The 11,850-nt window shown below is 68.8% G+C and carries 8 protein-coding genes and 1 pseudogene; 2 read left to right on the top strand and 7 right to left on the bottom strand.

Going from position 1 to position 11,850, the window contains the following annotated elements; translation table 11 throughout:
- Positions 1–33: 33 nt before the first annotated feature.
- Positions 34–665, top strand: a pseudogene (locus POL72_RS52290) (GxxExxY protein); the annotation flags it as partial.
- A gap of 364 nt (positions 666–1,029) precedes the next feature.
- Here the strand turns inward: POL72_RS52290 and POL72_RS24315 are convergent.
- The 6 genes from POL72_RS24315 to POL72_RS24290 form a co-directional block, all read right to left on the bottom strand.
- The gene (locus tag POL72_RS24315; RefSeq protein ID WP_272097909.1) at positions 1,030–1,341 is read right to left on the bottom strand and encodes a hypothetical protein; all 312 of its coding nucleotides are present in this window, start codon (positions 1,339–1,341) and stop codon (positions 1,030–1,032) included.
- A 66-nt stretch (positions 1,342–1,407) separates the two neighbouring features.
- Positions 1,408–2,367: a protein phosphatase 2C domain-containing protein gene (locus tag POL72_RS24310; protein ID WP_272097908.1), complete on the bottom strand. Its 960-nt coding sequence runs from the start codon at positions 2,365–2,367 to the stop codon at positions 1,408–1,410.
- A gap of 261 nt (positions 2,368–2,628) precedes the next feature.
- Positions 2,629–3,006, bottom strand: coding sequence for a response regulator (locus tag POL72_RS24305; protein ID WP_272097907.1), 378 nt, complete (start codon positions 3,004–3,006; stop codon positions 2,629–2,631).
- Between the two features lie 36 nt (positions 3,007–3,042).
- On the bottom strand, positions 3,043–3,579 hold the full coding sequence (locus tag POL72_RS24300; protein WP_272097906.1) for a chemotaxis protein CheX: 537 nt from the start codon (positions 3,577–3,579) through the stop codon (positions 3,043–3,045).
- Positions 3,580–3,627: 48 nt separating this feature from the next.
- On the bottom strand, positions 3,628–6,417 hold the full coding sequence (locus POL72_RS24295; RefSeq protein WP_272097905.1) for a nitrate- and nitrite sensing domain-containing protein: 2,790 nt from the start codon (positions 6,415–6,417) through the stop codon (positions 3,628–3,630).
- A gap of 690 nt (positions 6,418–7,107) precedes the next feature.
- Entirely contained in the window at positions 7,108–7,617 is a 510-nt protein-coding gene (locus tag POL72_RS24290; RefSeq protein WP_272097904.1) for a chemotaxis protein CheX, read from the bottom strand.
- A gap of 464 nt (positions 7,618–8,081) precedes the next feature.
- On the opposite strand from POL72_RS24290, the gene POL72_RS24285 reads away from it, so the two are divergent.
- Positions 8,082–10,253, top strand: a complete 2,172-nt coding sequence (locus tag POL72_RS24285; RefSeq protein ID WP_272097903.1) for an alkaline phosphatase D family protein — start codon at positions 8,082–8,084, stop codon at positions 10,251–10,253.
- A 36-nt stretch (positions 10,254–10,289) separates the two neighbouring features.
- Here the strand turns inward: POL72_RS24285 and POL72_RS24280 are convergent, their stop codons facing one another.
- Positions 10,290–11,714 carry a multicopper oxidase family protein gene (locus tag POL72_RS24280; RefSeq protein WP_272097902.1) on the bottom strand — a complete coding sequence of 475 codons (1,425 nt, stop codon included), beginning with the start codon at positions 11,712–11,714 and terminating at the stop codon, positions 10,290–10,292.
- Between the last annotated feature and the right edge of the window lie 136 nt (positions 11,715–11,850).

The raw sequence follows: 11,850 nt of genomic DNA, 5'->3' as shown, positions 1-11,850 counted from the left end.
ATTCCTGCTCGAGAGGCCGAACGTCTTGCCGGTATGCCGCCGCGCGAAGCGCGGTCGGCACCAGCGGTTTGTTGGGCGGGAGACAGCGGAAGAGAGAGTACACAGGGAGACGGGGAGACGGGGAGGAGAGAGAGGCCAACGTGGAGAGGCAAGAGGTGGGGAACATCCTTCGAGCCTGCTCGCTTGGGGTCGACTGCTTTCAGGTCGGCCGTTCGCAGGGCGGTTCCCGGCGATGTCAATCTCGCGCAACCAGAGCTGGCCTCGCGTCTACATATAGGCATGAGCATGGACTTGGTACAGGGAGACAGGGAAACGAGGAGATTGTGGGATCTGTCCGAGCGAGTCATTGGAGCGTGCATCGAGGTGCATCGTCACCTCGGTCCCGGGCTCCTGGAGTCTGCCTACGAACAATGCTTGTGTCATGAGCTGTCGCTCATGGGCTTGAGCTTCGCCAGGAAAAGGCCACTTCCAGTAACCTACAAGGGAGCCACGCTCGACTGTGGCTATCGACTCGACGTTGTCGTCGAGGGAAAGCTCATACTGGGCTCAAGGCTGTCGATCACCTGCTGCCAGTCCATGAAGCTCAGGTGCTCACATACCTGAAGCTGATGGACCTGGACGTCGGGTTGCTCGTCAACTTCAACACGCCGGTGCTCCGCCGTGGGATCCGACGACTGGTACGCCGCGGTGCGGAGGCTGTCCGGTTCTCCCGATGTCGAACTGAAGATGACCACCCCGGCACCACCAGCCGCCCCGCATCGATGCCGCCCGAAGCAGTCGCCGCCAAGCCTGATGGTTCGAACGACTGATCCCCATCTCTCGCCTCCCCGCCTCCCTGTGAATCTTTCCTTCTTCCTCTCCGCTCAACACCGGCGCTAACTGCACCGAGGTCCAACGATACCGCAAGCTCACCGCGAAGGATAGACTCTGGCAGACTGATGTGCCAAAGGCACGTCAGTCGAAACAACCTCGACCCGGCCCCGGTGTCAGGTTCAGCGGCTCGTTGGGGGGCGTCCACACGTCGACCAGTCACCTGTGTTGCTGAAGACGTTCGAGCTCCGCGGTCGCACGCGCGGCCTCGTCACGCAGGCCAAGAACCTCGACGGCATCTCGCCACAGCTCAAGGGACGACATGTGTTCGAACCGGAGCTCGTCGGGTCGGCTGCCGGCAAGCGCAACTACGGTCTTCGCGATGGCGGCCGCCTTGAGATGCTGGCCTTCGGCGAAAAACTGGCGAGCGACCTCGAGGTATGCGGCAGCAGCGCCACGAAACTCGTTTCTTTTCGCGAGTTCGTCGGCCCGGCGCAGCGCATCCCAATGGTTCGTTCCGTCGGTTGCCACTCCAGATCCCCCCTAACGAGTTGCCGCTCTGCCGCGCCGCGAAGCGGCGTCGGCAGCAGCGGCAGGTTAGCCGACGCGCTCGCCGAGCACCACCGCGACGTCGTCGGGCCGGTTGCCCGATGGAAGAGTCACCGCCTGGATCAGTGCCTCGACCGCCGTCTGCACATCGCCTGTGCGGGCGAGAGCGCCGAGGGTCGCCCACGACGCGTACTTCAGGAGGCCGTCGGTTGCGACCAGGAGGCGCCCCGTGAGCGGCCGGCGGGGGATGCCGACGGGGCTGCACGCACCGCTGCCGACCAGCGGCTTCCGAATCTGCCTTGAAGTCAGGTCGACCAGCCCGTCCGGCTCGACGACGAGCGCGCCCGAGTCCCCCACGCTGGCCCCCCAGAGTTCGCCTTGGCTCACCTGGACGACGACGAGGGTCGTCTCGCCGCACCTCGGCTCCGCTTCCAGCTCACCGTCGAGTCGGCGGATGCGCTCGCACCAGAAGTCCGGATCGAGCTCCCTCTCCGCGCCGAGCGCCACCATCGCGCCCGCCGCCGTGCTCGCCGCGGCCTCACCGCCCGCGAGCCCGCCGGCGCCGTCAGCGACGGCCACGGTCCATCGATCGCCGCGGCAGCTCAGATCGAGGCGATCCTCGTTCCTGCTGCCTGCCACGCGGCGTGACCAGAAGCGCATCCATCCAGACGGGCGCTCGAGCTGCGCGTACTCGTCGCCTCCCACCGAGGACCTGATCTCCACGCTGGAAACGACATTGTTCTCGAAGCGGAGAACGGCGCCCTCTCCCTGGCCGCACCTCGAACAACCGATCTCGACGAGCCCGGGGACGGCGAAGAGCCCGCCGACATTTTCGCCATCGTCTTCGAGCGGCGCCGGACGCCCGGGCGGATCGAACCAGCAGAGCGGGTCACCGAGCCTGTACTCGTGCTGCCTGCAACGGCCGAACTTGTACCGGATGCGCCACTCTTGGGAATGCCCGCAACCGGGGCAGTCCGCTCGGGCGATGACCACATCAAACAATCCCATGGAGCTTCGCCCGGCTGACGGGTAGTCGACAGGTCAAGCGAAGCCGGCGGACCAGGTCTGCCCATTCGGGTGCCCTTGGTGACTTTCCGCACAGAGAGTCACACGGATCGGCGCTACGCCGCAAGCACCGAGCGCTGTCCAGCGCCGCAGGGTAGATCCGCCCAACACCGGCGGCAGTCGCCGATTTTCCGTTGTACCGGGGAGCGACGCCCCTCGGCCGGGCCGATGTCGCGGGGATGGCCGCGGCTCGCGCCCCGAGGCTCACGGCTCGCCGGCGAGCTTCTTCACCGCCGCGAGCAACAGATCCGGCTTGAACGGCTTGATGATCCACCCCTTCGCCCCGGCCTTCCGGGCCTTCTCGATGAGCTCCGGCTGCCCCTCGGTGGTGAGCATCAAGATCGGAACGCCCGACGCGAGCCCCTTGTCCCGCAGGCTCTGGATCATCTCGATGCCGTTCATCACCGGCATGTTCACGTCCGCGATGATCATCGCCAGGTCATCCTTGTGGGCGGCGACCGCGGCGACCGCATCTCGGCCGTTGTCCGCTTCCAGCGTGCCATAGCCCGCCCCCGACAGGAGAATGCCGACCTGCTGGCGGACCGTACTCGAATCCTCGACGAGAAGAATTTTCTTGGCCATGTGACGTGTCTCCTCTTGCGTGTACGGCCATCCGGCTCAGAACAGCAGCACTTCGCCCTCGGGCTGCGGATCGGGCATGTTCACTTCCTCGAGCTCCAGCGCGTCGTCAGGGGCGAGCGCGTCGAAGAGCACGACGAGCCGGTCGGGCCCCGCGGCGAACAGGAGCCGCCGGAAGCCCTCGCTCTGCTCCTCCCTGGCGCGCAGGTGCTCGCCGATCGCGGCGCTCGGCGTCGAGAGCACGATGACCAGCCCGAGGTGGCGCAGGCGGTTCTTCACCCGCCCGAGGAGCTGGTTCGAGAGCTCGCTCGCCCAGTCGCACACCATATCTTCGTCGATCTCGCGCTGCTCTTTCAGCGGGTGGCTGCGCATGATGAGCGCCACGGGGGCGACGAGCGTCAGGCTCCCGCGAAGGTGGTCGCCCGTGAAGCCGATGAAGGAGACCACCGCGTTGCCCGGCGTCGCCTCCGACGCCGCGTCGTCCAGCCGCAGGAGCTCGACGCCGTTGTCGCGAAACAGGTGGACGCACGACGTGGCGAGCTCCTCATGGATGCGGTCCCAGCTCTCCGAGTTCATTCCCCTCTCCTCGATCTCTCGCTCTGCATTGTCGATGTGCTCACCGTGTCACGCGCTCCCCGACGCCATACCCGGGCTCGATCCGCCCCGCGAAGGGGGAGGTACCAGCGAGCCCCGCCCGCTCGGAGGCGGAAGCGAGGCAGTCGTGAGCGACACCCCCGCGGCGTCGCTCGGATCCCGGGGGAACCGGAAGCGGAAGGTCGTCCCCTGGCCACGCTCGGTGTCGAGCTCTACCCGGCCCGCGAGCCGCCGGCACTCGTGGAGCGCGACGCCGAGACCGACGCCGCGGCCGGAGACGTCCGTGACCTGCTCGGCCGTGCTGAACCCCGGCGCGAACAGCGCGGCCTCGAGATCGCGCCGCGTCGCGCCCGGCAACCCGACGGCCACGGCCTTCTCGCGCACGCGCTCCCAGTCGATGCCCGCCCCGTCGTCGCCGATCTCGATGACGATCTCGTCCGCCGTCGTCCGCGAGCTGAGCGTGAGCGTGCCCCTCGACGGCTTGCCCGCCGCCTCGCGCGCCTCCGGCCGCTCGATCCCGTGGTCCATCACGTTGCGCACGACGTGGCCCAGCGCCTGCCACATCCCGGCGAACCGCGACGCGGGCAGCCGGACGCCCCCGGCGTCGATGCGCACGTCGGGCTTCGGCTTGCCGAGCTTCCGGGCCAGCGTCTCGGCCTGGTCCTTCATCCGGCTGAACCGCACCTCGGTCCGCTCGTCGCGGAAAGCCGCGATGGCCCGCTCGATCTCGGCGGGGTCGCGGCGCTGGCGCACCATGGCGAGCAAGGCATCGACCTCTTCGTGGCCGACGTCGGCGCGCGAGGACTGCGCCGTCGACGCGAGCAGGACGCTCACGCGCCCCACGAACGCGAGCCACACGTCCCTCAGCGCGTCGATCTGCTCGTCGGACGGCAGCGCGCGCTCCTCGACGACGAAGCTCTCGATCTCGTGCGCCACCCTCGCCACGCTCGTCACGTCCCAGAGCCCGGCGTTCCCCTTGATCGTGTGCACGAGGCGCATCACCTCGTCCACCTCGCCGCTCGACCGCGCGCTCACGGCGTCGACGAGCTTGGTCGTGTCGTTGACGAAGCCGACGAGGCCGAGCCGGTCCTTCACGGCCCGCTCGAACACCTGGATATACTCGTGCTGCTGCTCGGCCTCGCGCACGGAGGCGATCGTGGACGTGACGTCCGTGATCACCATCAGCGCCCCGCTGAACTGGCCCTCTCCCGACAGGATCGGCTTGAAGCCGAGCGCGAGGTAGCGCCCCTCGCGGTGCAGGGTCTTCGGGAGCTGGTCGAGGACGACCTCGAGCGGGAGGAAGTCGTCGCAGGCGGCCTCCCACCCCATCCTGAGGAACGCGCGGGCCCGCGGATCGTGACCGGCGACGCGATCGGCGAAGTGCTCATCGCGCGCCGGCACGCCGAAGAGGCGCTCGAAGGCGGCGGAGTGCACGGGCTCCATCGTGCCGTCCCGGTGGATGGTCACGAGGGCCTGATCGACGTTGTCGAGGACGAGGCGCATCTCCCGGTTGCGCTTCTCGAGCTCCGAGGTCCGCTCCGCGACAGTGGCCTCGAGGTTCTGCCGGTGGCCCTCGAGGACCTCGTCGCGCGCCTGGATGCCCGCCAGCATCTCGTTGAAGGCGTCCGTGAGCGCCCCGAACTCGTCGTCGGCGGTCTTGCGGGCGCGCGTCGTGTAGTCGCGCGTCCGCCGGACGTGGGCCGCGGCCTCGCCGAGGACCTCGAGCGATCGGGAGATCCCCCGCACGAGCACCAGCGCCAGCGCGACCGACACGAGGAGCACGAACGCCGAGACCGCGATGCCGTCGCGCACCGTCCGCCGCGTGTCCGCGACCCTGGCCGCCGCCGCGCGCCTCATCCCGGAGATCGCCTCCTCCTCGATCGCGGCGAGCCCGTCGACGCGCCCCTGCTGCGCCTCGAACCACGCGTCGTGATCGATCGCCAGCGCGTCGTCCGTCGACGTGATCGCGGCGGCGCGCAGCTCGTCGGCGCGCCGCACGCGCGGGTCGGAGCGGGCGGCGTCATAGAGCGCCCGCGCCGGCTCCGACGCGTTGGCGATGAACTCCTCGTGATAGAGCTGCTCCTCCGTCATCAGCGTCACGAGCGTCTTGAAGGCGCCCGGCTCGAACTGCGTGGACGCGAAGGCGTGCGCGAGCAGCGCGTGCTGGCGGCTGGCGCGCTCGGCGAACTCGTGGACGGCGACGATCGACTGGATCCTGCGCAGGAGCTCGCCTTCGTCGCTCAGCTCGGAGAGGCCGGCGTTGGCCCGGATGAGGCTCACGTTGATGCCGCCGAAGACCCTCAGCACGCCGTCGAGCGACACCGTCTTCGCGTCGGCCTGGCTCCGGAACGCGCCGAGCTCGCCGACCTTGGCGCGCGCCTCCGCGAGATCGCGGGCGAGCCGGCGCGGCAGCCCGGAGAGGTCGCGCGCGGCCAGGAACGCGTCGAGGTCGGCGAGGCTCTCGTCGGTCGCCGCCCGCGCGACCCGGAGGTGGCCGCCGGCGCGCAGGAGCTCCGCCGCGCGATTGAGCGGCGGCGTGGCGCGCCGCTCGACCTCGACGTCGATCGTCTCCGGAGGCCGGGCCTCCAGCCCCTCGACCAGCGCGGTCCACGCCCGCTCCTTCTGGAGGGCGTGCAGCGGCTTCGCCATGATCGAGGAGAGCTGCGCGAGGTCCTCGATGGAGCCTATCCCCGCCGCCCTCGCCGCCTGCTGCCGCGCGTCGCCGACGATCATCGCCGCCAGCAGCAGGGCCCCCGCGACGGGGACGCCGGCGAGCGACCACAGCTTCAGTCGAATCGAAGCGCTACGCAATGTCGGCATGCCCCCGTCCCTCCGGCGTGGCCCGCGCGGCGCGGCGCCCGCGCGCATCTCGTGTGCTTCGTGACGAGGGATCTCGCGCGAACGCCTGTCCCCGCGCGCGGCGCGCTCAGCACGAGCACCGGGCGAGCTGAGCCCCGCGCGTGACGCGCGCGACGCGAACGACGCGAACGACGCGAACGACGCGAACGACGCGAACGACGCGAACGACGCGAACGACGCGAACGACAATCGACGCGTGCACACGTGGAGTCATCATCAACGTTCGCCCGCACACCATGTGTGCTCTCCTGATTCACGTTCTTTCCTGTTGTGATGTCTCACCCAACTGTGGTGCGAGCGTGATGGAGCGCGTCGAGTTCCCCGCCCGTCCTCGTCGCTGTGTATGCTACGCGTGAAGTTCGCAAGTCCGCAAGAGCGCGTGCGACGTCGGCTGGAGCCGCAACGAAGGCTCTGCGAACGGGGAGAAATCAATGATGATGGGTCGGAGTTCACTGCCGCGAGCGCCGGCACGGCGCCTCGCGCGCGCGTCGAGCGCGTCCATCGGAGCAGTGCTCGTCACGGCATCTCTCGCGCATGCGCAGAGCCCTGGCGCCGGCGTCGCCCCGGCGCCCGCCGCGACCGGAGCGCCTGCCGCCGCCCCTGCCGCCACCGGCAGCGGCGCCGCGGCAGCGCTGTGCCGCGCAAGAGGGCTCAGAACAGGATCACCTTGCCATCGAGCGGAAGCGGGGACGAGTTCGAGAACACCAGCGAGCTCTCGTCGAAGTCGCCGCCCAGCGTGACGACCACCTCGCCCTTCAACGTCCGGAAGGCATAGCAGAACTGCTGTTTGCTGCCCCGGTACCGGCGCGCCACGTCGGTCGCGCGGCGCAGCTGCGGCAGCTCTGCGTGAAGCGCTATCTGGAACCGCGCGAGGCGGCTCTTCACCTTTCCCATGAGCTGATTGACGACCTCGCGCATCCAGTCGTCGACGCTATCGAGCGTGGGCGGCAGCCCCGTCATCGCGCGAAATACGCCAGGGTGCGCCGACAAGGCCAGCAGGCCGGAGAAGCCGGGCGCAGAGAACTCGACCGTGCTCGCAGGATCGCTGTGGACGAGCGCCTCGTCGCGGCGCTCCCCGAGGTCCGCAGGCGCTATGGCGACGCCGTAAAAGTGGAAGAGCTCCACGGTCGCGCCCTGAACGAGGACGTCGATGGTCCGCACCTTGCGCGAGGAAGCAGACCTCGAAGCAGGCGACCGCTCGCTGGACGGGCCGGAACGCCCGGGCCCGGAAGGCTGCCCGAATGGAGGCGGGGGGATCGAGTCGCGGCGGTCGGCGCCAGGACGGTCAGGGACGCTGTGCCCCGACCTCATGTCGGACTCGCCCTCCGGTGTCCTGCCCCGCTGCCGCATGATAAACGCTCAACTTAGCTCATCTATCCCTTGAAGACCAATGCGGTCCTAGGACAGGACTCACGAGCACCCGACAGCTTATCTACCATGTTTGGTCACGTTTGACCACGCCCGTCAACGCTCGGCCATGCTCGGCAACGCGTAAGCACGCCCACTTACCTCACCCATCGGACGCCCCGCTTTGCGCTTTACAGGCGTGGCCGCCAGCGCGCGAAGCGGCTGGGTCCACGAGGAGATTGACATCGGCGAAAGTTCCAGGATTCCCTGGTCGCCCGATGCTGAAGCGCAGAGATTTCCTCCGAGCCACGCTCGTCACCGCCGGCGCGCTGGTCGTCCCGGCTTGCGGCGGCGACCCCGAGACGATCAACCCGGTCGATAACGAGCGCGAGCTCGCAGACGGCTCCGGGTTCTTCCCCCAGTCGGTCGCCTCCGGCGATCCGCGCCCCGGCAGCGTCGTCCTCTGGACCCGCGTGCAGGACGGCGCAGAGGATCTCGATCTCGAGGTCGAGGTCGCCACCGACGCCGGGTTCGCGCAGCGGGTGGCGCTCGACGCCGGACAGGCGAAGGTGAAGGCGCTCGCGAGGCACGATCACTGCGTGAAGGTGAAGGTCCGCGGCCTCGCGGCGGGCACGGTCTACTACTACCGATTCATCTACGTGAAGGGCGAGACCAGCTATGCGTCTCGCGTGGGGCGCACCAAGACCGCCCCGGCCGAGGGGGCCGACGTCAAGGTCCGCTTCGCCTACGTGTCTTGCCAGGATTACGTGGGGCGGTACTACAACCCCTACCTGGCGCTCGCCCAGGAGGAGCTCGATTTCTTCGTCCACCTCGGCGATTACATCTACGAGACGGACGGCGATCCCAGCTTCCAGAGCACGAGCGGGCGCCGCGTCGTCTTCACCGACGTGGCCGGCAGCATCTCCCTCGGTGACGGCGACGGCGCCTACCACGCGGCGAGATCGCTCGATAACTACCGCGAGCTCTACAGGACGTACCGCTCCGACGCGAACCTCCAGAAGGTCCACGAGAGCTTCCCGATGATCGCCACGTGGGACGATCACGAGTTCTCGAACGACTGCTTCGGCGCCACGGCCACGTATTTCGACGGCCGGCAGGACGAGACCGACGCGGACCGCCGCAAGGCCGCGAACCAGGCCTGGTTCGAGTACCAGCCCGTCGATTACGGCGACGATGTGGAGCTCGACCCGGGCGCCTCGCTCCCGGACGAATTCCACATCTACCGCGACTTCGTGTTCGGCCGGCACGTCCACCTGGTGATGACCGATCTACGCAGCTACCGGCCGGATCACCTCATCCCCGAGGACGCTTTCCCCGGCAGGGTCGCGCTCGATCAGCCGAAGCTCGTGGCCGAGCTCGGGGAGGTGCCCGCGGCCGCCCTGCCCTACGTGGACGTGGAGACCTACGGCGACGGCATCTATGCGCCGGTCCTCATCGGGGCCGCGGAGGCCGTGGGCTACGATCCCGCCGAGGTGACGGGGAATATCAGCGTCGCCTTCATCAACGAGATCGTCGCCGCCGCCAACGAGGGCCTGCCGGCGGACATGCAGATCCCGCTCATCGACCCCGCGGAAGCGGGCCTGGAGCGGGGCATCGCCTACGTGGATTTCGGCAAGATCAACGCGTACGGCATGATCGGTACGCGCTACTTCACGGCCAAGGACACCTTCGATATCTACGCTGCCATCCGCTACAAGGAGACGCAGGGCGCGAGCGAGGACATGATGGGCGCCGAGCAGGAGGCCTGGTTCCTCGACACCATGGAAGGCTCGAAGGCGACCTGGAAGGTCTGGGGCAACGAGTTCTGCCTCGTCCAGCTCGCCGTCGATCTCAGCCCCTATTCCCTCCCCGCCCAGTTCAAGCGCAGCTTCTATCTGACCACCGACGCCTGGGACGGCTTCCGCAACAAGCGGGACGAGCTGCTCGAGAGGCTCGTCGGGCTGGGGGGCGTCGTGGCGATCACCGGCGACGTCCACGCCTTCTACGCGGGGACGCCCGGCCCGAGCGGCGATCCCACGAAGAAGATCGTCGAGCTCGTGGGCGGTTCCGTCTCCTCGGCGTCCTTCCGCGAGATCCTGACGAGCCAGGTCGCGAGCGATCCGACGCTGCGCGGGCTCCCGGGCGCCGCGGCGCTCGCCCTCAGCATCGACTCGCTGCTCACGTCGGCAGAGACGAAGATCAACCCGCACCTCGCCCACGCCAACAGCAACGCCCACGGCTATGTGGTGGTCGAGGCGAGCGGGCAAGAGCTCGTCGCCGACATGCGGAGCATCAAGGGCGCCGAAGCGCAGACCGACTACTCGGGGAGGATCGACGATCTGAAGATCAGCAGCACGCGCTTCCGCGCCCTCCCCGGGGAGAGCGAGCTCTACATGGACGACAAAGGCACCTGGAAGCGCTGGGATCCCTCGACGCAGGCATGGGTCTGACGCCCTGCAGCCCTCGCACCTCATCGGAGGGACGGTTCACGGCATCAGGTGGAGCATCGCCATCATCCCCAGATCCGCGTGGTCGAGGATGTGACAGTGGAACATCCACATGCCGGCGCGGTCGTCGAACGGAATCGCGATCCGCACGGTCTCTCCAGGCACCAGGCTGACGGTATCGCGCCATGCGCGCACGGGCGGCCCAGCGCCGTCGATGTCGAGCACCTGAAAGAAGAACCCGTGCAGGTGGAACGGGTGATCGTAGTTGGTGGTGTTCGTCAGCGTCCACATCTCGACCGTGTTCGTCTTCGCAGAGAACATGAGAGAGCCGCCTGTCTGGCCGTTGATCCCGAGCACCGCTCCGTCGGCGTCGCCCTGCTCCATGAACTCCACCGCCTGCCGCTGCGCGCCCGTGGTGTCGATCGAGGCGATCTCTGCCAGTCGCTCGGGAAGCGCCGACGCGCCGCGCCCCGGAGGCTCGTCGGCCAGCTCGAGGCGCATGAGGTCCTTGGGATCGTTCTCGCTCGGCAGGTGGAATCGATTCGCGTCCAGGAGCGGGATCACCACCGACCGGCCCTCGACGGGCAGCAGGTAGAGCTCGGCGCGCTCCCCCGGGGCGAGCGTCACCTCGTCCACCGGTAGCGGGCTCTCCGAGAGGCCCCCATCTCCACCGATGCTCACGAGCGGCTGGCCCGGCACGGCGAAGCGGAAGTACCGGCTGCGCGCGGCGTTGACCACCCGCCAGCGCTGCGGAACGCCCTCCCGCGCCGCGACCGTCGGCAGGATCTTCCCGTTGACCAGGACCCTCGACCCCTCGCGCCCGAAGTAATCGCCGAACCATCCGCTCTCGTCGGCGGCGGTGAGCGAGCCGTCTTCCTCGATGCCGATGTCGCTCATCACGAGCAGCAGCTCGTCGCCGAGCGGCGCCTCCTCCGCGGCCTCCTCGACCACGAACGCGCCGTAGAGGCCCGCGCCGACCTGGGCGCTCGAGCGAAGGTGCGGGTGGTACCAGAAGGTGCCCGCGTCCGGCACGGTGAAGGAGTACTCGAAGCCCTCGCCCGGCTCGATGGGCTCCTGCACGTGCTGCGTCCCATCCATGGCCGCCGGCACGCGCAGACCATGCCAGTGGACCGTCGTCGCCTCGGGCAGGTGGTTCTCGAACTTCACCACCACGCGATCGCCCTTCTTCGCGCGGATCGTCGGACCGGGGAGCATCCCGTTGTAGGTCCAGACCTCGGTCGTGAGGCCTGGGACCACCTCGATCTCGGCCACCTTGGCCTCGAGGTGCACCTCGACAACGTCGGGCGCGGGGTCGTGATCCTCGGCGTCCGGCAGCCGCAGCGCGTCGTCCCAGCCCGCCGGCTGCCGGAGGTCCGGCGGCGGCTCTTCCGCGCCGCACCCCGCGAGCAGGCCCGCGAGCGACAGGGTGACCGCAACCTCTCCGGCAAAGCGTGCCGAGGACACGCATCCTTTGCGCCTCGCGCGGGGCAAGGCGCATCCGATCCAGCGCATGCGCCGCCCTCTGCAAGGCGTGAGCCCTCACGGGCGAGCGGACCTGGTTGTGGGAGTCGACCCCGCGGGCTGCGGGGTGAGCCTCGCC

The sequence above is a fragment of the Sorangium aterium genome (assembly GCF_028368935.1).
GTDB classification, from domain to species: domain Bacteria; phylum Myxococcota_A; class Polyangia; order Polyangiales; family Polyangiaceae; genus Sorangium; species Sorangium atrum.
This window is presented reverse-complemented; position numbering and strand designations above follow the sequence as displayed.